The organism is Paenibacillus algicola, from assembly GCF_005577435.1.
Classification (GTDB): Bacteria; Bacillota; Bacilli; order Paenibacillales; family Paenibacillaceae; genus Paenibacillus_AQ; species Paenibacillus_AQ algicola.
The window spans coordinates 2303488-2324666 of sequence record NZ_CP040396.1 but is presented as its reverse complement, the minus strand read 5'-3'; the positions used below and the strand labels follow the sequence as shown (position 1 = coordinate 2324666).

The 21179-nt window shown below is 48.6% G+C and carries 17 protein-coding genes; 4 read left to right on the top strand and 13 right to left on the bottom strand.

Going from position 1 to position 21179, the window contains the following annotated elements; translation table 11 throughout:
• Positions 1-196 precede the first annotated feature (196 nt).
• Together E6C60_RS10720 and E6C60_RS10715 are read right to left on the bottom strand one after the other, a co-directional pair.
• Positions 197-1429, bottom strand: coding sequence for a carboxylate--amine ligase (locus E6C60_RS10720; protein WP_138225847.1), 1233 nt, complete (start codon positions 1427-1429; stop codon positions 197-199).
• Positions 1430-1586: 157 nt separating this feature from the next.
• Positions 1587-2390, bottom strand: coding sequence for an AAA family ATPase (locus E6C60_RS10715; RefSeq protein ID WP_138225846.1), 804 nt, complete (start codon positions 2388-2390; stop codon positions 1587-1589).
• Positions 2391-2629: 239 nt separating this feature from the next.
• On the opposite strand from E6C60_RS10715, the gene E6C60_RS10710 reads away from it, so the two are divergent.
• On the top strand, positions 2630-4618 hold the full coding sequence (locus E6C60_RS10710) for an ATP-dependent DNA helicase (RefSeq protein WP_138225845.1): 1989 nt from the start codon (positions 2630-2632) through the stop codon (positions 4616-4618).
• 12 nt (positions 4619-4630) lie between these two features.
• Positions 4631-5797 (top strand): MFS transporter, encoded by a 1167-nt coding sequence (locus E6C60_RS10705; RefSeq protein WP_138225844.1) that lies wholly within the window; start codon positions 4631-4633, stop codon positions 5795-5797.
• A gap of 31 nt (positions 5798-5828) precedes the next feature.
• Here E6C60_RS10705 and E6C60_RS10700 read toward each other — a convergent pair whose 3' ends face one another.
• A complete protein-coding gene (locus E6C60_RS10700; RefSeq protein ID WP_138227747.1) occupies positions 5829-8126 on the bottom strand; it encodes a heavy metal translocating P-type ATPase in 2298 nt (765 codons plus the stop codon).
• A gap of 5 nt (positions 8127-8131) precedes the next feature.
• A complete protein-coding gene (locus E6C60_RS10695) occupies positions 8132-8455 on the bottom strand; it encodes an ArsR/SmtB family transcription factor (protein WP_138225843.1) in 324 nt (107 codons plus the stop codon).
• Positions 8456-9500: 1045 nt separating this feature from the next.
• Here E6C60_RS10695 and E6C60_RS10690 point away from each other — a divergent pair.
• Complete coding sequence (locus tag E6C60_RS10690; protein ID WP_208202703.1) at positions 9501-10004, top strand: RNA polymerase sigma factor; 504 nt, start codon at positions 9501-9503, stop codon at positions 10002-10004.
• Positions 9988-10638 (top strand): hypothetical protein, encoded by a 651-nt coding sequence (locus tag E6C60_RS10685; RefSeq protein WP_138225842.1) that lies wholly within the window; start codon positions 9988-9990, stop codon positions 10636-10638. Before E6C60_RS10690 ends, E6C60_RS10685 begins: the two co-directional genes overlap by 17 nt.
• 287 nt (positions 10639-10925) lie before the next feature.
• Here E6C60_RS10685 and E6C60_RS10680 read toward each other — a convergent pair whose 3' ends face one another.
• The 9 genes from E6C60_RS10680 to E6C60_RS10640 all read right to left on the bottom strand — a co-directional run bounded on the left by E6C60_RS10680 (position 10926) and on the right by E6C60_RS10640 (position 20519).
• Positions 10926-11201, bottom strand: a complete 276-nt coding sequence (locus E6C60_RS10680) for a hypothetical protein (protein ID WP_138225841.1) — start codon at positions 11199-11201, stop codon at positions 10926-10928.
• A 152-nt stretch (positions 11202-11353) separates the two neighbouring features.
• The gene (locus tag E6C60_RS10675) at positions 11354-11629 is read right to left on the bottom strand and encodes a hypothetical protein (RefSeq protein ID WP_138225840.1); all 276 of its coding nucleotides are present in this window, start codon (positions 11627-11629) and stop codon (positions 11354-11356) included.
• A gap of 60 nt (positions 11630-11689) precedes the next feature.
• Positions 11690-14086 (bottom strand): polyprenyl synthetase family protein, encoded by a 2397-nt coding sequence (locus E6C60_RS10670; RefSeq protein ID WP_138225839.1) that lies wholly within the window; start codon positions 14084-14086, stop codon positions 11690-11692.
• A gap of 321 nt (positions 14087-14407) precedes the next feature.
• Complete coding sequence (locus E6C60_RS10665; RefSeq protein ID WP_175415270.1) at positions 14408-15193, bottom strand: hypothetical protein; 786 nt, start codon at positions 15191-15193, stop codon at positions 14408-14410.
• A 175-nt stretch (positions 15194-15368) separates the two neighbouring features.
• The gene (cls, locus tag E6C60_RS10660; protein ID WP_138225837.1) at positions 15369-16817 is read right to left on the bottom strand and encodes a cardiolipin synthase; all 1449 of its coding nucleotides are present in this window, start codon (positions 16815-16817) and stop codon (positions 15369-15371) included.
• Between the two features lie 221 nt (positions 16818-17038).
• Positions 17039-17923: a metal ABC transporter permease gene (locus E6C60_RS10655; RefSeq protein WP_138225836.1), complete on the bottom strand. Its 885-nt coding sequence runs from the start codon at positions 17921-17923 to the stop codon at positions 17039-17041.
• Position 17924: 1 nt separating this feature from the next.
• Positions 17925-18848: a metal ABC transporter permease gene (locus E6C60_RS10650; protein WP_138225835.1), complete on the bottom strand. Its 924-nt coding sequence runs from the start codon at positions 18846-18848 to the stop codon at positions 17925-17927.
• Positions 18849-18851: 3 nt separating this feature from the next.
• Positions 18852-19580: a metal ABC transporter ATP-binding protein gene (locus tag E6C60_RS10645; RefSeq protein ID WP_138225834.1), complete on the bottom strand. Its 729-nt coding sequence runs from the start codon at positions 19578-19580 to the stop codon at positions 18852-18854.
• 3 nt (positions 19581-19583) lie between these two features.
• Positions 19584-20519: a metal ABC transporter solute-binding protein, Zn/Mn family gene (locus tag E6C60_RS10640; RefSeq protein WP_233280978.1), complete on the bottom strand. Its 936-nt coding sequence runs from the start codon at positions 20517-20519 to the stop codon at positions 19584-19586.
• Positions 20520-21179 lie beyond the last annotated feature (660 nt).

Here is a 21179-nt window from a genome sequence, read left to right as displayed (position 1 = left end):
GTAAATTGTACTTGGGTTTCAGTCAACAGGACATACCAACAATTTAAGGTAGATGCTACAATTTCAATATTTTCGAGTGAAGTCTGCCGTATAGATCCGCTATATTCCCCAAAAAAAAACAGCAGCCTGGACCTAGCCCAAGCTGCTGTTTGATCGTAAACCCTATGACTACGGAGTGCTGTGATGTTCAATGTTCCTATTGCTTCTCAAAATAATGCTCGCGGAAATTTTTCACATGTCCATTATTGTATCTTGCAATTCGAATGATTCGTTTGAGGTTCAAATCCGGGGGATACCAGAGCGATTTTAGAACCTTTTTTTGTTTATACAGCTCATGGATTTCTTGAAGCAGCTTCGAGTTCGATACGTATCTGTTCAGTACGCTCTTAGGAACATTGGTCCACATTCCTGTCTGATTCCCGTAGACACATTCCTCTTCCTTGCCATAGACGACATTGTCGATCAGCACCTTGATCATATTCAGGCCCGCCGCTCTGACAAAAAGACTGCTTCTTCCCATTCTCGGATTGATTTCAAACATCATATACTTTCCGGTTCGGCTATCGTATTTCATATCGATATTCGAGAAGCCCACATAACCGATCTCTTCCAGAAAGGTCTTGATCTGCTGGTACAGCTTCATGTCGGAGCGAGCAATAATGGCGGCATAATTACCGAGTGTTTTGGGAGCGTATTCCTCCAGGACGGGCTGTCCCAGACTCATCAGCTTGACCTTGCCGTTCTCATCCGAATAGCTGTTCATGACTCGCATGGCGTCATCCCCGCCGGGAATGAACTCCTGAATAATTAATTTTCCTTGATAGTCTGAACGATTCAGGCTTGTGACCATCTTGAGATATTCATTCTTATCATGGAAAAAGAACACCTTCTTCTTGCCTTCAAAATCACTATGCAGGTAGTCATAGGCATTGCTGTTCTCCGGCTTTACTACGATCGGAAAGTCAAAGCTCATCTTATCCAAAGCGGTTTCGCGTTCATGCGGTTGACATACAATCGTCTTGGGATAGTCCAATCCATGGCGCTCACACAGCTGATAGAATTTATCCTTTGTATCAAAGGTATCCAGCAGCTCCTCAGAAATAAAGTGATTTGCAATCAGCCCTTTGAATTTGGAATAATGACGGGTCAGCAGGCTGGCATAATAGTCTGAGCATGGAATGACCACTATTTTTTGATTGTCGGCAGCGTGCTTCTCCAGAATGGATAAGAGCGCTCCGGGAAAGACCTCGTCATGGTCAAATCTGTCGATCTGCACAAGGTGAAACAACTGACTGTTCATCGTTGGAATGAGCAGCCGGGTGCACAGCAGTAAAGGCTTGATCTGATAGGCTTCATGAATCAGCCGGGCATTGCCATATGCGTTTTCATCGCTTCCTAGGATGATGGGTAGAAAATCGTATGTTTTCATGTCTGCTCCTTATCCTTTATGTACTTGTCCATCTCACTTTGCATCAAAGCTCACATGTTCTGCATTTTAGTTTATGCGCAGTTCCTGGATATTTCAAGTTTGATATGACGGTCAGGATCAGGAAGCCGATGATTTTCAGATCTTCTTCCATTAAAGGTTAACGCTTGGGCTGGTACTCCGCAAAAGCTTCTTCAATATGATCTGCGCGCAGCAGGCTATCCTCGATGATTGCCTTTCGCTTCGCCTTCAGAACAATTTGCTCCATCTCTGCGTAGCTTGATCCTTGAAGAATGGATGCAGCGATCGACTGGAGGTGATCCTCTTGGCCGAAACCTCCGATCAGGAGCGAAATATATTGATCCCGTTCCTTCTCATCCGGCAGGCTGTAGGCCATCTTGGTGTCAAACCGCCGCCAGATTGCGTGATCCAGCTCGGTTTCCAGATTGGTTGCCGCCATAAAGATGCTGTCGCCCTCAAACTCATCCAGACATTGCAAAAGCGTATTAACCACCCGGGACATTTCTTTAACCTCATCGTTGTTCTCTCGCGTTCTCGCGATGGCGTCGAATTCATCCAGAAACAGGACACAAGGTGTGGCCTTCGCATATTCAAAAATTTTACGTACATTGCTCGCGGTCTCTCCCAAATGACTATGAATAACAGCATCCAGACGCACCAGCAGCAGAGGCAGCTCCAGCCGGGTCGCTACATAGAACGCGGTCAGCGTCTTGCCTGTCCCGGGAGGCCCGAACATCACAATCTTATTGGGAATCGGAACATCATGCTCCTTAAACCTTTCCTTCATGCCCAAAATGGTAATGAACTCCTCCACAATCTGCCGGTTTCGATCCGGCAGCACAATACGCTTTACCCTGCTCTCACATTCTTTAACCGTATAATAAGCAGCCATGTCGATGCCTTTGGCCCGTGGCAGCCGTTGATTGGATGACGTTTTGCCCATGCTTCATTCTCCCTTGTCCATCATAATGATGACATTCATTTAATTGTAATGATTACGAATAAATGAAGTATATGCAATTTGTTTTGCCGTTGTCAACCATTTTGCAAAGCGTAGGATGTGTAGTTCATTCAACTTTATCTTGCTAAACCTGTTACTCCATGAGATAATTGATGTTTTCCAAATCGTAATGAGATTGATGTTTACATTAAACGATATTACATTGTGTCGGAGGCGTGAGCGTGGAGCGATATCCTTTTTCCTATAATCCGTCAGAACCGTTCGTCAAGCAGGTTGGCGATTGGGTGGCGGATGTTTTTTATGATGTGCTGCCGGAGCATGGGTTCGAGATCCGGGATGAACAAATTTATATGGCCTACCAGCTGGAGCGTGCCTATGCAGAGCAACAGACCATTTTTGCTGAAGCCGGTGTAGGTACAGGGAAAACCCTGGTGTATCTGCTTTATGCCATCAATTATGCGAGGTATACCCGCAAGCCGGCTGTCATTGCCTGCGCGGATGAATCGCTGATCGAGCAGCTGGTGAAGCAGGAAGGAGATCTGGCGAAGCTGGCTTCTTACCTGGATCTGCAGATTGACGCAAGGCTTGGTAAATCACCCGATCAATATCTGTGTCTCCGTAAAATAGACGGTGCTCGTCTTCAGGATGAGGATGCAGCATTCATTGAAGAGGTGCACGAAAGCCTCCCTGACTTTGTTCATGCTCCCGGTACGATGCAGGCCTTCTATCCTTATGGTGACCGAAAGCAATATCCTCATTTGAGTAATGAGCAGTGGCAGAAGATAAACTGGGACTCATTCCAGGACTGTTTTGTATGTGAAAAAAGGCATCGCTGCGGCATGACCTTATCCCGGGATCATTATCGCAAATCGACCGACCTCATTATTTGTTCCCATGATTATTACATGGAGCATGTATGGACGTATGAGGGGCGCAAGCGTGAAGGCCAGCTCCCTCTGTTACCGGAGCACAGCTCTGTTGTCTTTGATGAGGGCCATTTGCTGGAATCCGCGGCGCAGCAAGCCCTCAGCTACAAGCTGAAGCATAGTGCTTATGAGGAGATTATCACCCGGCTTCTGGATGGCGAGATTCGGGAGACACTGGCCGAGTCCATTGAAGCTTCGTTGGATCAGAGTCAGCTGGTGTTTGACCTCATTGCCAAGCAGGCCAAAGCCATTCCGGGATCCGACCGTTATGAAATTGACGTGGATGAGAAGCTGATTTCTGAACTGAATCGCTGGCGGAGCACGATTGAGCAAATCGATGAGGAGCTGGTGTTTGAGAGTGGACTGCATACCCTGGATGAGTATAAGCTGCGCATTGTAGAGGAGCACCTGGAGATGATCCAGATTGCGCTGCAGCTGTTTCAGAAGCGTGACCGATTCATCTGCTGGGCGGAAATGAATCAGAATGGCGAGGCTACGCTGGCCATGATGCCCCAGACGGTCAAAGAGGTGCTGAAGGAGCGCGTGTTCGGACTGAAAATGCCGATTGTCTTCTCGTCCGCCACGATGTCAGTGGATGGATCTTTTGACTATGTGGCCGAGAGCCTTGGTATAACGGATTATATCTCCTTCTCGGTAGCCTCTCCTTATGATTACGAGAAGCAGATGAAGCTGCTTGCGCCGCGGGAGCTTATGCACAACGATTCTATGACGGAGGAAGAGAAGCTGATGCAGAAGCTGGAGCTGGCAGCCAAGCTGATTGAGCGGACCGGCGGACGAGCTCTATTGTTATTCAAAACCATGGACGAGCTCAAGGCATTCAAGCATGCGTCAATGCGTCATCCAAAGCTCACAGCCTATACCATGCTGTATGAGGGGGACCGGGAGATCAGCAGCCTGATTACACAATTTCAGCAGCAGGAACAGAGCGTGCTCTGTGCAGCGAGCCTGTGGGAGGGCCTTGATGTACCGGGGCCTTCATTATCTAACGTCATCATCTGGTCACTGCCCTACCCGCCGCAGGACCCCGTATTTACCGCAAAACGGAAGGCTGCTGCTTCAGCTGTTGAGGAGGTTGACCTTCCCTATATGCTGCTCCGCTTGCGTCAAGGCTTGGGAAGGCTGATTCGTACCTCGACCGATCAAGGCATTGCAGCCATGCTCGACGCAGAGGTGGTGCTGGACCATGGTGTCCGCGAACGCATCGAAGCCGTATTGCCGCCGGGAGCGGCTCTTGAGATTGAAGCTTTGTTGAGCTATAGCTAGCGGAAGAAGCATATGTTATTTCTAATTCTGATCTATCTGACGTTTATTAGTCTTGGATTACCAGACTCGCTGCTTGGCTCATCCTGGCCGCTAATGAATTCAGATTTGGGGGTCTCTACCGGTAGTGCAGGTCTTGTTTCGTTCATAATCACTTCGGGAACGATTCTCTCCAGTCTTTTCTCTCATTCCCTGATCTCGTTATGGGGTACAGGGAAAATAACGCTGACAAGTGTGTTCATGACCGCCATTGCGCTGCTTGGCTTCTCTTTCTCCCACTCATTTTTGTGGCTGCTGTTATGCTCAATACCGCTAGGCTTAGGCGCTGGGGCCGTTGATGCAGGGCTGAATAAATTTGTAGCTGAGCATTACGAGGCCAAGCACATGAACTGGCTTCATGCATTCTGGGGAGTGGGAGCCATGCTGGCTCCCCTGCTCATGTCTGTACTTCTGTTCGAGGGAAATACGTGGAGAGGCGGATACTTGACCATCTCCTCGCTGCAAATGGCTATAGTAATATTGCTGGTATTCTCACTTCCAGTGTGGAAGAGGGTTGAAGCCTCACCCATTTCCATTCATGGAGAAGCCGAGGACAAAAGGCAACCGGCGCTGCTGAGTACTTTAAGCCGCAGAGGTGCCCTGTGGGGATTGCTATCTTTTTTTCTGGTAGCTTCGATCGAAGCATCCATGATGCTGTGGGGCTCGACGTACTTGGTGAAGCAGGAGCAGGTTTCGCCGGAAAGTGCAGCTGGTTGGGTATCGTTATTCTTTCTCGGCATGACGGCCGGGCGGATGCTAAGCGGATGGATTTCCAGCCGCTGGAGCAACGAGACCTTAATCCGTTTCGGAAGTGTACTGACGCTTTTGGGTTTTATCGTCATGCTCCTGCCCTTGCCCACCCCATTCACGCTGACGTCATTCATCTTGGTGGGCAGTGGCCTGGCTCCAATCTTCCCTTCGATGCTGCATCAGACGCCGCAGTATTACGGTCAACACGCACCGGCAGCCATGGGAGCTCAGATGGCTTGTGCTTATACGGGAACGACACTTGTCGCTCCCGGTATGGGTCAGCTGCTGAGCTTTATTTCGTTCTCCTTTTTCCCGTATTTGCTGTTGGCATGTAGTGCGGGACTGCTTCTTAGTAGAGAGCTGTTTAAATGGAGAACTAGTGATTTACCCTAAATACAGATACACCAAAAAGGGATAGATGGCTCTATCCCTTCACTCGCAGCAGTCTCATACTGTTCAAGATTACGAGCAGTGCGGCCCCCGTGTCGCTTAACACGGCGATCCATAGTGTCAATATATCAGGAAAGATTAGGACCAGCGCAGCAGCCTTGATGATCAGCGAGAACCAAATATTCTGCTTGATGATGCCGAGCGCTTTACGGCTGAGCTTGATCGTATGGGGCAGCTTCTGCAGATTGTCGGCCATCAGCACAATGTCTGCGGTTTCCATAGCGGTGTCCGTCCCGGCGCCGCCCATGGCGATGCCGAGATCCGCAGCAGCCAGAGCAGGAGCATCATTTATTCCATCGCCGACCATCGCTACGCGGTGGCCTTCGTGCTGCAGCTTCTCAATAGCACTTACCTTCTGCTCTGGCATCAGCTCGGCAAAATACCGGGATACCCCGGAGTTCGCAGCCACATGCTTTGCGGTTCCTTCATTATCCCCGGTCAGCATGACCAGCTCCTGCACTCCCGTCTGCCGAATGCCTTGCAGTGCATCTACGGTCACCTGCCGAAGGCGATCCGACACCGCAATCAGCCCTAGCAGCCGATCCGCTGTGCCGATCAATACTAAGGTGTTCCCTTCCTGCTCCAGCTTCTGCACTTTGGATTGTATGGAGTCAGGCATATGCAGGTGCTGAAACAGCTTCATATTCCCGGCCCAATACGTGGTTCCGTTCATTTCAGCCTCGACACCGCGTCCTACCTTGTTATTAAATCCGGTTCCCTTCTGTTTGACGACGCCTTTGCTTTGAGCATAGGCCGTGATCGCTTTAGCGATCGGATGCGTTGAGTACTCTTCAAGTGTGTACGCAATGGAGAGCAGCTCGTATTCGCTGACCTTCCAGGCCTCCAGGTGAGATACGGAGGGCTTGCCTTCCGTCAAGGTGCCTGTTTTGTCAAAAGCAATGGCACTAATGCGGCCAGCCGTTTCCAAAAATGCGCCACCCTTGATGAGCACCCCATGCTTCGCAGCGTTTCCGATGGCGGAAACAATGGCAACCGGCGTAGAAATAACCAACGCGCAAGGACAGGCTACCACGAGCAGCTCCAGCCCTTTATAAAACCACTCTCCCCAGCTTCCCAGCCCGATTACCGGAGGCAGCACCATGGTGAGCAAGGCTGCTGCAAACACAATAGGCGTATATATTTGAGCAAAGCGATCGACAAAAGCCTGTGTCGGCGCTTTCTTCTCCTGTGCTTCTTCTACGAGATGGATGATCTTGGAGATCGTTGTATCCTCCGCTAGAGCAGTAACCTCTACTTCCAGCGTACCCTGCTCGTTAATCGTTCCTGCGTAGACAGCATCCCCGATCTCTTTATCGACCGGAATGGACTCACCTGTAATAGGAGCCTGGTTAACACTGGACTCTCCCACCACGACCCTGCCATCCAGCGGAATACGATCCCCGGGCTTGATTACAATAATCTGTCCCAACCTCATCTCCTCGACCGGCACCTTGACAAGCTTATCCTGCTCCTTAACCCATGCTTCAGGCGGCGCGAGGTCCAGCAGGTTCCGGATGGATTGACGAGTTCTTTCAATTGATGCGGTCTGGAGCATGTTGCCAAGGGCGAACAGCCAGACGACCGTGGCTCCTTCTAGCCATTCTCCAATCAGGGCCGCGCCAACGACGGCAGCCGTCATCAGCACATTCATATCTAAAGCTCTGCTTTTGAGGGCGTAATATGCGCTTTTAGCCGGCTTGTAGCCGCCGGTGAGTATCGACAAGACATAAGCAAATGTACTCCATGCAGCAGAGAAGCCAGTAAATGAGCTGATCAAGCCTAAGGCTAGCAGCACGCCGGAAAGGATCAGGGGATATGGCTTGGCAGTAGGTGCCGCCGGTGCCTTCTGCTGCTTCTTGGTCAACAGGGTGGCTTGAAACCCGGCCTTGGACACCCGCTTGATAATTTCCTCTACCGGATGATCGTGCTCCATTTGCATTTTACCGGTGGAAAAGTTAACGCTGACGCTTTGCACCGCCGGATCGCCCCTGAATTGCTTCTCAATCGTTGCAGCACATGCACCGCAATCCATGCCCTCTATAGCATAGGTTCTGATCTTCGAGGAAGCATTCATGTGTGCAGCCGGTGTAATGCTCTCAACAGCCTTTGCAGGTGCTGCTGTGCAGCAATCATCCTGACAAGCGTCAGCACGTTCACTGACCTGCACCTTTGGCCGAAGGTCAACCTTGATCTGATGTTTAGGCTGTACCGTTTCCTTCGTGGTACAAGAAGAATCCTGACAGCAGCCCGTCTCTTTCTTCTCCTCATTCATGCTCATCACTCCATTATCGGGTTATCGCAAGCCATCATTTCGTTCTGAACCTGCTCATATACCTCATCCAGCAGCTGGATGAGAGACAAAATCTGCTCGTTACGCAGGGCATAGTAGATATACTTGCCTTCTTGCCTGCCGACAATAATGCCACAGCCCTTCAAGCATGCCAGATGTTGGGAGATGTTGGACTGATTGCCTTGCACAGCCTCTACAATCTGAGATACCGTCTTCTCTCCGCTTTTCAATATATTCACGATTTGCAGACGCGTCTTATCGGAGAAGCCGCGGATAAACTTTGTTTTGAGATCCAGATCTATTGTATGCACGTGAGTCACTCTCCTCCTCAATCATATTAGTTTAAACGCATATGTTAGGTTGAAAACATATTAGCATAATCTAATCTGATAAATCAAATCAAAAAAGCCGCAGCTTTTATTGCAGCACCTTTTCTTTATGTATGTTTCTCAAAGTCTTCCAATAATTGTAATAATATTGTAAATTAAAGAAAAATATTCTCTTTTATAATAAATAAGATTCATAAGAAGAAAGGTGGCGGAAAAATTGAAAAAAGGAATTGGAGTATTTTTGCTAGCAAGTGTTGTTGTAGTACCAGCGAAGCTGATACCATCCGCAAAGTAGATGTTATTAAATAGCTAATATTATGGATAATATCCTTACTTAAACCAACTCTTCTCCTGCTTTAGTTCATGCAACTTGATTGCATATGTGAAGAGTGAGTATACATTGGGGAGATATACACCCTCTGAATAAAAATTTCCTATTTCCATTCAGCATATTCACTTCACATTTATAGATAAAGAAGAAGCGCCCCGAATTCGGGATGCTTCTTCTTTGTTTTCAAAATCGAGAACTCAGGGGAGATGAATTCCCTTATTACTGTTTAAATTGTGGCCCCTCATATCCTTTGTTATCTACTTCAGATGGCCCAGTTGTAATGTCTTTACTAGCAGCAGACTCCTGACCCTATGGTTTGGTTTTTGTCCACACTTCATCGCCTAAAGCTGGGGACTGCCACCAATAGAAATCACGATACACTAAATCTGTTGTCAAATATAATAAAGTCGTCTCGTTATCACTTTTATCATCAATGGTCAGCTCATATTAAGAAATTCCAACACCATCGGAATCATTAAACTCTGTGATCCATTTCTCAATTTTAGGAACAAGACTGTTTACCTCTGAAATGTCAGCTGTAAGTACAATAGTCGCTAGCTTCCCACCTAGTGCGTTGCCTAGTGCCTGATGGCTACTACTGACTTAAATCATGCTGCTTAACTACGCAGTTATTTTTTTGAGGGATGAAACATTTCCCCATTTACCAACGTGTTAGGGGTGAAAGGAGGAGAGCAATTGGGAGTTAACGAGCTAGACAAACATGAGTACATCACAAGTATAGTGAACAAATACGCCGATATGATACTACGGCTGGCACTAGCCCACCTCGGCAATTTAGCAGATGCGCAAGATGTGTGCCAGGAGGTCTATATCAAGTTCTTTAAGCACCAACGTTCCTTTAACGACACTGAGCATGAAAAGGCATGGATCATACGAGTAACGATAAATGCGTGTAAGGACGTGATCAGAAGTCCGTGGAAGAAATGGTTCTCACCATCCGAGGAGGTACCCCTGCCAAATAATCATACAGAGAACATGGAGGTCGTGTCCCTTATTCTTATGCTTCCTCGGAAATACCGGATAGTCATACATCTCTACTATTATGAAGGCTACAAAACAGCCGAGATCGCCGAGCTTTTAAATATAAAAGAGAGTACGATTCGGACACAACTAAAACGAGCTAAAGAACTTCTGAAGATGAAGATAACGGGGGGATTTGACGATGATGATGAGAAGTAAGTATGTGAACGGTATGAACGAAGTAAAGGCGGATGATGATCTCAAACAATTAATCATCCGCAAAGCCAAATCGAGTGCCAATGCTCCTCATACCGCAGCTCGGGAATTTCGCAAAACGGTCGCTACGATTACCGTTTCCTGCTTGATTATCCTTCTTCTGGCCATTGGAGGACCGCTTGTTCTTCGCAATGGGGATCAAGCTAATCCATCTACATTATTTAGCGGGTTCGTGGTTACTGCTTATGCAGCAGACGGAGCACCATTAGTGGTAAAACCAGATGTAGAATTCCCGCTTGGCGAATACTCTATGTTAATGAGCAGTGTGCCAGGCTTTCCTGTAACCATTGCTTCTGAAGGTACTGAAAAAATTGAATTACAAACCTCAGAGGGACAACTGTTATTATGGAATCCAGAGGATTCTAAGGTGATACCGCAGGGAAAGAAAGCGACCATTAAATCAGGTGAAAATATTTATTGGACTCCTTTGGTAAATGATGACCCTTCTCAATCAGCGACAACTGACAGTATCCTTGAGATAAACGCCTACAAGGATAGTACAAAGATCGGTAGCACTAAGATTGAGATCAAATCGGAAGATCAAATCATATACAAAGGAAAGTTAATCTATGAATGAACTGGGTTATTAGATTGATAAAGATAAGGGGAGGATACTTCGCGGACAGATAAAAACAAAGATCACTCAGAAAAATTAACTTCTAGATTCTTGGTTACGTATAAGTTTGACAGTTCAAAGAATGAATTTGTGATCGATCAAATCAATCCGGAACCGGTGACACAAAAATAGGCTCGTCCGATCTCTCGCTGATGTGCCTTGTTCCAGAATCGTTGTGATGAAGCCCTGACTATAGGGCCGCCCTTTAAGTTTCTAAAAGCTCGAAGCTGACATTTTCCGCAGCTGGATTACCGATTCAACAGTGAATCCAGCAATTCATCCAGGGATGCATCCTGCAGCTCGTTAATCAATTGATCCAGCCTGGTTTTCCTTCTCAGCGAGCCTCCAAGAACGATTTGCAGTCGCTGCTCCTTGTCAATGAGTAAGGAGTCTACGGTCAAGGCATTGGTAAGTAAACCGGCAATGACCGCGATTTGCTGAGGCGTTAGGTTATTTAACAGAGACCGATCCTGCTTAGGCTTGGAACGTCTGCGGCTTCCTTTTCCCGATTTTCCTTGTGCCATAGCTAGCCTCCACTACACATGAATCCATCCGTTACGGAATGATTGTTTCCGGTGCCTCCGGCGTCAATTCTTTCCCGAATCCGTAAATGAAAGAGAGTGAGATTACAATAAATAACACCAGATTTATGCTTCGCTGTTCATCGTTTGGAGCTTTAGAGGTTCTCGTGCCTGCCAACGGGGTTCCCTCCTTCCTCCTCTGTCGAACGGGGAGCTACAAACAGAAGATAAAACGCAATGGCGGTGATCAGGATGATGTAGAAATCCTTGGCATCCTGCTGAGGGCTGCTTTCACTGCTGTTCAAGGTGTTGAAGGTATAGCTGATGATAAGCACCGCCTTTACGCAGAAAATGTCATCGCTGTCCATGGTTAAGCTGTTACATATATCTTCTTTAGCATATGAAGGCTCACCGCATTTGGGTACTATCATTTATAACGGCTCCAGGACAGGTGTGAAGGAATGTGCGTATGATCCAGGAAAACCTGTGCTTCAGTGGCTGCGATGAATAATGTAATCCAGAAAATGCTGAAAAAAAGCCGTTTTTAATTTTAGCTTCTCTACCGCCTCGATGGCAGAGCAATAATGATCCCACATGGCTTGCCGGGCACCCTCCACGCCAAGAATGGTCACAAAGGTAGAATTTCCGTTCTGCCGATCCATCTGGGTATCTTTACCGAGGGTCTGTGCATGGCCTTCGGTGTCCAGGACATCGTCCTGGATCTGGAACGCGATGCCTGCATGGTAAGCAAATTTCTTGATGCTGTCGATGACGTCGGGCGGTGTCCCGGCAAGAATAGCAGGCATGACCAAAGCTGCCTCAAAAGCAATACCTGTCTTGTAGTAGCAAATCGCATTCAGCTCCTCTAGCGTCAGCGTCTGGCCTCTTGTGCTTAGATCCTTCATCTGGCCGGCGCACATATCCCCCGCGCGCTCCGCGGAATATTTCATCAGAGACTGCACCCGGGAAGGATCAAAGGAGGTCAAGGAAGCCTGCTCCTGCATCGCCTTCTGAATAAGGTAGACTCCGGCCAGCTCTGCGGAGGCACTATCGTAGACCTCATGCAGCGTGGGCCGCCCTCGCCGGGTAGCTGCATTATCCTGAGAGGGCAAGTCATCAAAAATAAGCGAGGCTGTGTGCATATACTCCAGGGATCGGAGTAAAGGCAGGAGGTCCGTTTCCGCAAATCCGTATTCCAGGACTCCCATGACATAAGCAATCACAGGGCGCAGCAGCTTGCTCTCGCCCTGCAGGCTGTAATTCGCAGCAGCAATGATGTCAGCGGTAAAGGCTTGGTCTTCTTGCGGCAAGGTTACCGGAAGGGATGCTTGTATGACTTGTCGCGCATTCTCCATGGTTTGTCGGAACTGAGCCTTTTCTTCCTCCTGACTGCGCAGTGAGCTGATCAGCTGATCCCGTAGCAGTTTGTCGAAGAATTGGACAGGATTACTGTTACGAACCAGCTGCTGCAGCAGGACCGCAAACGGGGTGTGGCTTGGTTCGAGCTCCTTCATCAAGAACTTATACTTATCATAGCCGAGCCGGGACCGGCATCTGTGCAGACTGCTGATCGCTCTGCTTAGAATCGCCTCCTGTACCTGCTTATGACCTTGATACAAATGATGAATGAGATAATGAACGACAGCCCAGTACAATTCAAATGGATTGATCAGATCCGGGCGGTTTTCTCGGTGGGTCAAGTAATAGGTGTACGGCGTTACAGACTGATGCTCCAGATCCTCATACAGATCTGCGAAATCATCGGCCAGCTGGTTGTAAATCCCAAAATAAAAGGTGCGCTCTTCATAGTCTGCACTCGCGTCCGCTGCAAGAACAGAACGAACAATAGTCCGGGAAGCAGCAGACTTCAGAATGATCGGAATATAAAGCTCTTCGTTGCTGTACGCTGCGTAATCCAGCCGTTTGATCCGGTCGATTTCCTGGGCATGAAAAAACACATAAGTCTGTTCAAAGAACGCACTTCGCGTTTCGTCACGCTGGATGGACTGTATATATTCAAAGGCTGATTTCAGCTCACGATAAATAAATGCTGCCAGCTGCTCATGCTGCCGGGCCCAATCCCCCGGTTCGGGAACAATGCCTGTGACAAGAGCATGGCGGATCATTTGAGCATATTGCAGGTTATCTTCTGGACTGAGCACATCGGAGTCCAGAAGATCATCGATAAAAGGATAGGTCAATCCGTAAGAATAACCCAGCTTGATGGCTTCGCCCAGTCTTCTGCTGCGCTCCTCGGCAGAAACGTCCTCTCCCAGCTCCTCCAGGGCGTGCATAACGACGCCTGCGATCAGTTTGATCAGCTTTCTTTGGGCATGCTCCTTATGAATGCCTTCCGGAATATGGTCGCGCACTTGCTTCAGCTTCTCAATGAGCCAGATGATGACAGGCTCAATCTGTTCCTTCTGTCCCCAGCGGTATAGATCCTTAAAGCTGAACAAATTGCCGTTTGCAGCTTCATGATTTGAGTTAACGTGCTGTTCAAGTAGATGTTCTATTTTTACGGTCAGGTTCTGTATCCTTTGCTGGATTGCCGGATTCTCAGGAGAAGCTCCAAGATCTCGCATATAAATATAAGTGATGCTGCGACTCAAGTAGTCGTTCAGCCGCCCGTTATACTGAAGATACTTCAGATAAGTGAAGTTTTCCGCTGGTCGCGGCTCCTTGCGGACTTGCAGGAGCCGTGAAAGTAAAGGCCTGTGATGCTGCTGCTTCCATGCCTTTACCTCCTCCATAAGGTGTTCTGCATAGTCTTGCCGATGAACATAGGCTGACAACAGCTCAAAATATTGTGAAGCCTGCGCTGCTTTCTTGTCATACCATCCTGCGGCCTGATTGTCATTATCCTGATTGTCATTGTGATGTGTCATGTAAGCTTCCCCCGACTGCCTTGACTTCGACTCTGAACTGTTAATCTTTACAACGTATAACAAACTTACGTCTGAACATTGAAGCCGTTTCAAAATGATGAATAATATTGGATTGAATACGGGCTGATTCATTTCCATCGAGTCCATGAAACAACATACTTCATGAAACCTTCCTAAGACAAAAGCCCGATCCGGAATTAGGAATCGAACTTTCGTCGTGTTCTTCAGTGGCAATTTTATTCACGGTCCACCCTGCGGCGTTGAATTTCAAACCATCTATCCACATTGAGTTCCGCGCGCCACAGCCTTCTTGCCCTGGTATTACCGGGGCAGCTTGGCTTCGGCGAGGAATAGCTGCTGCTTGATATCCTTCTCCCATTGATAAATATGCTGATGAGACTGATACATGCCCTTTAGCTCTGAGAGAAGCCGGTTCAGCTCGATTGCGGCGCCGATCGCATCTCCCAGTTTGACTGAGCTTTTGTATCGTTGATCTGCAGCTGATTTGCGTTTATTCATTTCAGCAATGGTCTTGTTCTCGGCGGTAATTCTGGTCTTATTGGCATATACAGGCTGCAGCGCATCCTTCACGAGCTTGGCTTTAGCTGCAGTCTGCTTCTTAGCTGCATCCAGCTCGTCATACTTCTTCTTGATTTCAAGGCGCGCTGCCGCGGCTTGCTCCTTGATCTGATTACGCTTGAGGTCGTACACAAGGGCGCCCTTGCTGTCCTTAGCCTTTCGAGCTGCTGCCGCCTTCTTCCCAAGCTCCGTATATTGCTTCAGGAGCGGGTCATGCTTCTCTTTCAGCTTCTCATAGGCCGTCTGCAGCTGATTCAGCTTGCTCTTGTCAATCTGCTTCACGGCCGCATTCACCTGATCCAGGCGTTCGTTATTCTGCTTGCGGATGTAACTGACCTCGCCCTTAAGGACCTTTAAAGACAGCTCAGCCGCCTCATATCCGTCATACAGCCCTTCAACGCTTCGCAAGGCGGCGTCCCAAGCCGAGGCCGAAGCCTTCCCTTCTCCCGCTGTACTGCCGATGAAGGCGACCGTGAGCAAGGTCATTACCCCCACTTTCACCCATCGTTTCAGCCCTTGAATAAACATATGATCCTCTCCTTCTACTGTCATTACGCAACAAAAAACACCCCGCCAAACAAGCTGCAATCAGCTCGTTCAGCGAGGTGCTTCTCCCGCAGTAACGTATTGAATTCCAATATACTCCAGTTCAAACGACTCGTCAAGCTTAAATAAGAACATTCGTTCTAAGCAGCTCTTTCCCTCACAATATAGGTGATAACAGTCGCGAGATCGCTTCCTTTAACCGTACCCATTTGGAGAGAGCGTGGTATTTGTCCAGAGTCAAGAGTGTGGAAACCTCCAGATCCTTACGGAATTCATCATTAAGGCGGCAGGCAATCGTTTCGTCATAGATGAAGGCATTGACCTCAAAATTCAAGCGAAAGCTTCGGTAATCAATATTTGCCGTGCCGACCGAAGCCACCTTATCATCGACAACCAGCGTCTTGGCATGCACAAAGCCGTTATTATATTGATAAACATTTGCTCCCGCCTTCAGGAGCTCTCCAATGTAAGAGAGCGTGGCCCAGTACACGAACATATGATCCGGCTTGTCCGGAATCATAATATTGACCTCAACCCCGGACAGGCATGCGACCCGCAGAGCATCCAGCATACTGGGATCGGGTATGAAGTACGGCGTTTGAATAAAGATGGAATCTCTGGCGGAGGTAATCATTTTGAGATAACCATTCTTAATATGCTCATACTCGCTGTCCGGTCCGCTGGATACGATTTGCATGCCAACAAGTCCGCCTTCAGGCACCTCCGGAAATAAGGAGGGAAAATACGTGATGTCATGCTCCTGCGATGCCTGATTCCAGTCGAGCACGAAGCGGGTCTGAATCGAATACACCGCGGTCCCCTGCAGCCTTAAATGCGTGTCGCGCCAGTATCCGAACTTCGGATCCAGCCCCAGGTATTCATCTCCGACATTAAAGCCGCCGATATAGCCGACCTTGCCATCAATGATAACGAGCTTCCGGTGGTTCCGGTAATTCAGCCGGAGGTTGATCAATCTGAACTTGGATGGAAAAAAAGCCTCAGCCTGGCCGCCAGATTCCCGCAGCTCCTTCAGAAATCTTTTGCCGATCCCTCTGGAGCCCAGCTCATCATACAGAACCCGGACGCGAACCCCTTCTCTCGCCTTCTTGGACAAGAGATCCATGAGCTTCCTGCCCAGCTTGTCCTTGCGCATGATGTAGTACTGAATGTGAATGAAATCGGTCGCCGCTTCAATGTCCCGGAACAGCGTTTCAAACTTTTGATGGCCGTCTGTAATAATCTCCACCTTATTGTCTTCAGTCAGAAAAGCCTGATTGTTCAGCAGGTTCATGGTAATCAGGTCCTGATACTCCTCCGAGATGCTGTTGCGGAACTCAAACTGCTGGGACCGAAACTGGGAAACCTGGGATTTCAGGCCTCGATCCAGGCCGCTTTTCTTATATTCTTCCCAATAGAACAGCTTTTTGCGTCTGAAATTTTGGGCGAGAAACAGGTACAGAATAAAGCCGGCAATCGGAATCAGCAGCAGAACGAGCAGCCAGGCCCATGTAGATCCAATGTCCCGCCTGCCCTGAAAAATGACAACCATTGCAAATGTGATGTTGAGCAAAATAATGAACCCGAATATACCGCTGGACAAGCTCATATGTTCATTCCTCTTCCTTTATCTATGTAATGAAAAGAATGCTGTTTTCCAGGGTTCTTTCCGGTGACCCCTAATATACAACAATAACAATAGGAGCGTGGTTCTGTCCACTAGCGGCCTGTAACCGATTTGACATTCTTGCCTTGAATCTTGTCTGATCAACAGAAAATCCCCTGGAGCGAGATCCCCAGGGGATTTTAAGTGATGATTGAATGCAGATGCTACAGCTTCTGCTCCGACATGTTCGGACGATAACGAAGGCGGGAGGCAAGACCATGTCTTGGCGAGCACAGAAAGCTGAACAAGAACACCAATCCCGTAGCAAAGGCCATGGAGCCGGAGATGGACGTGTCCAGCCAGACGGCGATATAGTAGCCCGTAATGGCCGAGATCACACCAAACATGGCACTAAGCCCGATCATTACAGACAGACGATCTGTCCATAGATAAGCGGAGGCTGCCGGTGTAATAAGCATGGCCACAACCATAATGGCTCCAACCGCATCAAAGGCGGCCACCGTTGTCAGTGAAACCATGGACATAAACAGATAATGCATAAGCACCACCGGAATGCCAAGACTCGCGGCCAGCGCGGGGTCAAAGGATGTAATCTTCCACTCCTTGTAGAACAGCGCAATCACCGCAATGACCAGCAGAAGCACGATGGATAAGGTCAGCGTCGCTCGCGGCACCTCTCCGAGTCCCGGAACAGCAATCGTGTCCCATGGGATAAAGGTGATTTCGCCCATCAGCGCATGCTTGGTATCCAGGTGCGCATTCCCGACCTGAGTTGCGATCAATACAACACCGATCGCGAACATCGTAGTAAATACAACCCCGATCGAAGCATCCTGCTGAACACCGCGGGCGTGGAACCACTGCACCAGAACGGCTGTCAACAGGCCCGCAATCACTGCGCCAATCAGCATATGAATGCCGCTCAGCTCTCGTGTGATCAAATAAGCTACCACAATGCCTAGCAGCACACTGTGGCTGATGGCATCGGCCATCATAGCCATTTTTCTCAGAATAAGCAGGGCCCCGATGATCCCGCAGGAAAGGCCGACTAGAGAGGCGGTAAGGAGAATCCACATGGCGTAGGTCATGTTAGTCTGCCTCCTTCACGTGAACGGTCTTGTGCTGCCAGGTACTATGCTGGTATTGTTTCTTCTGACTGCGAAGCTGAAGCGCCTGAACGAGAAGCCCTTTCTCAGCTCCAAATACAAGGGAGACGAGGAAAATGGCCGATGAGGTCAGCACGACAAACGGTCCTGTGGGCCAGCCGCTGCCCAGCGAGCTCAGCAGGCTGCCGCTCATCCCGGCCATGCCCCCGAACAATCCGGAGGTGACCACCATCGTCTTGAACGAGTGGCTCCAGTATCTCGCACTGACCGCGGGAATAATGAGGAGCGCAGCCATCAAGATGACACCAACGGCTTGGATGCCGATGACAATGACGAGCACGAGAACCGATAAATAGATGTTGTTCATCCATCTCGCAGATAAGCCAAGCCCTTTCGCAAAGCCGGGATCGAACAGAAACAGCTTCCATTCTTTAAAGCCGATAAATACCACGAGGATGACCAGCACCGCCATGCCGAGCATAATATACACATCCTGCCGAACCATCGATGCAGCCTGCCCGAATATAAATCCGTCAAGGCCGCTCTGGCTTCCGCCAGCAGAACGACTAACCAGGGTCAGCATCATGATGCCAAATCCGAAAAACACAGATAATATAATGCCCATCGCAGTATCCTCTTTAATCCTGCTGGAGGAACGAATGCCCTGAATCATGAGCGCACCCAGCAAAGAGCTGATTGCAGCACCGATAAGCAGCACGGGCAGGCTCTTGACTCCAGTGAGCGCAAAGGCAATAACTACGCCAGGCAGGGCGGCGTGAGACAATGCGTCACTCATGAGGCTCTGTCTCTTCCAATAGGCCAGGCAGCCGATCATCCCCGCAGCCATGCCTAAGATCAACGTACTGAGCAGGACCCACTGTGTATTCGGCGATAACCAAGATAACATTCGTTACGCCTCCTTCATCCAGCGCAATGTTCCGCCGTAGGTACGGTAAACATTCTCCTGTGTAAATACTTCCTCCGTGGGTCCGTGAGCCCATACCGAGCGGTTCAGCAGCAGTACATGATCGAAATAATCCTCCACCGTCTGGAGGTCATGATGCACGACCATCACGGTCTTGCCTCTATCTTTAAGCTCCTTTAAGGTATGCATAATCGCTTTCTCGGTTGCGGCGTCAACCCCGGCAAGCGGTTCATCCATAAAATACAGATCTGCTTCCTGTACCAGCGCCCGAGCCAGAAACACCCGCTGCTGCTGACCGCCGGACAGCTGACTGATCTGCCGATTAGCGTAGTCGGCCATCCCCATTTGCTCCAGACATGCCATAGCGCGTTCACGATGAGAGCGGTTTGGACGTCGAAGCCAGCCTATTTGGCCATAGAGCCCCATGGTGACGACATCTAATGCATTCGTTGGAAAATCCCAATCCACCGAGCCCCGCTGCGGAACGTAACCGATCCGCTTCTTCATCTTCTGCAGAGAAGAGCCGAAGAAAGCGGTGGAGCCGGAGAGCTTCGGATGAAGCTCCAGCAGCACCTTGAGCAGAGTTGACTTCCCGGCACCGTTAGGTCCAATGATGGCCGTCAGCGTGCCAGGCTCAACCGTAAAATTCACATCTTTAAGTACTTGATTCTTCCGGTATGATGCGGTTATGCCTTGAACCTCAATCACACTCATGCATTACTCTCCCTTTCCGGCCAGCGCCTCATAGATGATGTTAACATTGTGTCTGTACATGCCCAGGTAGGTTCCTTCTGCGGTTCCCTCATCGCCCATCGCATCAGAGAACAGCTCACCGCCCAGCTTTACATCCAGCCCTTTACTGGACGCCCCCTCCACTACCGCTTCAACGGACTTGGAATTAATGCTGCTTTCTACAAATACGGCAGGAACCTGATGCTGCATTAGAATATCAATCGTTTGATCAATATCCGATACGCTGATCTCATCCTCCGTGCTTAGTCCCTGGAGTCCAACAACCTCCATATCATAGGCTCTGCCGAAATAGCCGAACGCATCATGTGCCGTTACGATCACGCGATGATTCTCGGGGATTGAAGCCAGCTTCTCCTGAGCTTCCTGCTTGAGCGCCTGCAGTTCTTCGAAATATTTCAGCTTATTGTTCTCAAATTCCTCTGCATGCTCCGGAGCAAATGTCTTCATCTCCTCGACCGCTGCCGTTAATGAAACCTCCCATAACTCGAGGTCGAACCAGACATGAGGGTCAATAGCGCCTGTTTCATCGGTCAGAAGCTGATCCTCGGATACAGATTCACTAATCGCAACTACAGGTCTGGATTTGCCAATCTGCTCAAATACTTCCGTCATATTCCCTTCTAAATGCAGCCCGCTGTAAAACACAATATCTGCTTGGTCGAGTTTGCTGATGTCACCTTGAGTAGCGTTGTACAGATGAGGATCAACACCAGGACCCATAAGACTAGACACCTGCACCTTGTCACCGCCGATGACAGAAACCGGCTCTGCAATTTGAGCGATCGTGGTAACAATGTTGATTTTGCCTTCAGCCGTACTGCCGTTTTTCTCATTTGATCCGGCACAGCCAGCCAAAGCCAGCACCAGAATGAGCGTTGCAGGAATCCAAACCTTCTTCATGTGAGACAACATCTTCAAATTTCCCCCTTAACCATATTATTCATTATTGTGTGGGATGAAACAATTAAATTTCCCTTGGGCAAAATATATGCTTGATAACAAAATAACGTGATTTTTGCGGTTTGTCAACGATTTTTCTCAAGGGAAACATTTATAGTGTGCGCTAACTAATTCTGAGCGTTGCAAAGACCCAGATACTGACTCTTTCGATTCAAAAGAAGGTGAATGCTTTAAATAACGCATGTGAGCTTTTTACTCAGCTTGGCTGAGATGTGCTTTCAGCCCTGCACAGTGGACTACATATCTTATTTGCTTTAGGATCAAACTGATTTATTCAAGGCTATTTTGGGCAAATAACCCTTACCCACCAGGCATTACAGCGTATTTGGAGGCGGTGATTTGTGACGAATCTGGGAACACTCGTGAATATTTGAACAAAGTTTGAACTCACTAAAAACCGCATAACGACAGGGTTTTGCTCTTCTTGAGAGTCTTTTTGAAACAATTTGATCACAAAACGTTACGGTGTTCGTCAAAGTTAAACCATAAAATGTTAAATATACAATGTAATGGGTTTTGCAACGAATGAAAATAGTCATTACTATAGGATTATGAAGTGACAAGCGAATGTGAGATTTAATATGTCAGAAAGGGGTACAC

Coding starts and splice junctions, on each gene's coding strand:
- E6C60_RS10675 (WP_138225840.1), bottom strand. CDS start 11,629: ATGATAGTACCCAAATGCGGTGAGCCTTCATATGCTAAAGAAGATATA.
- E6C60_RS10655 (WP_138225836.1), bottom strand. CDS start 17,923: ATGACCTACGCCATGTGGATTCTCCTTACCGCCTCTCTAGTCGGCCTT.
- E6C60_RS10650 (WP_138225835.1), bottom strand. CDS start 18,848: ATGTTATCTTGGTTATCGCCGAATACACAGTGGGTCCTGCTCAGTACG.
- E6C60_RS10645 (WP_138225834.1), bottom strand. CDS start 19,580: ATGAGTGTGATTGAGGTTCAAGGCATAACCGCATCATACCGGAAGAAT.
- E6C60_RS10640 (WP_233280978.1), bottom strand. CDS start 20,519: ATGAAGAAGGTTTGGATTCCTGCAACGCTCATTCTGGTGCTGGCTTTG.
- E6C60_RS10715 (WP_138225846.1), bottom strand. CDS start 2,390: ATGGGCAAAACGTCATCCAATCAACGGCTGCCACGGGCCAAAGGCATC.
- E6C60_RS10685 (WP_138225842.1), top strand. CDS start 9,988: ATGATGATGAGAAGTAAGTATGTGAACGGTATGAACGAAGTAAAGGCG.
- cls (WP_138225837.1), bottom strand. CDS start 16,817: ATGAGCTTGTCCAGCGGTATATTCGGGTTCATTATTTTGCTCAACATC.
- E6C60_RS10720 (WP_138225847.1), bottom strand. CDS start 1,429: ATGAAAACATACGATTTTCTACCCATCATCCTAGGAAGCGATGAAAAC.
- E6C60_RS10700 (WP_138227747.1), bottom strand. CDS start 8,126: ATGAATGAGGAGAAGAAAGAGACGGGCTGCTGTCAGGATTCTTCTTGT.
- E6C60_RS10705 (WP_138225844.1), top strand. CDS start 4,631: ATGTTATTTCTAATTCTGATCTATCTGACGTTTATTAGTCTTGGATTA.
- E6C60_RS10680 (WP_138225841.1), bottom strand. CDS start 11,201: ATGGCACAAGGAAAATCGGGAAAAGGAAGCCGCAGACGTTCCAAGCCT.
- E6C60_RS10665 (WP_175415270.1), bottom strand. CDS start 15,193: ATGTTTATTCAAGGGCTGAAACGATGGGTGAAAGTGGGGGTAATGACC.
- E6C60_RS10670 (WP_138225839.1), bottom strand. CDS start 14,086: ATGACACATCACAATGACAATCAGGATAATGACAATCAGGCCGCAGGA.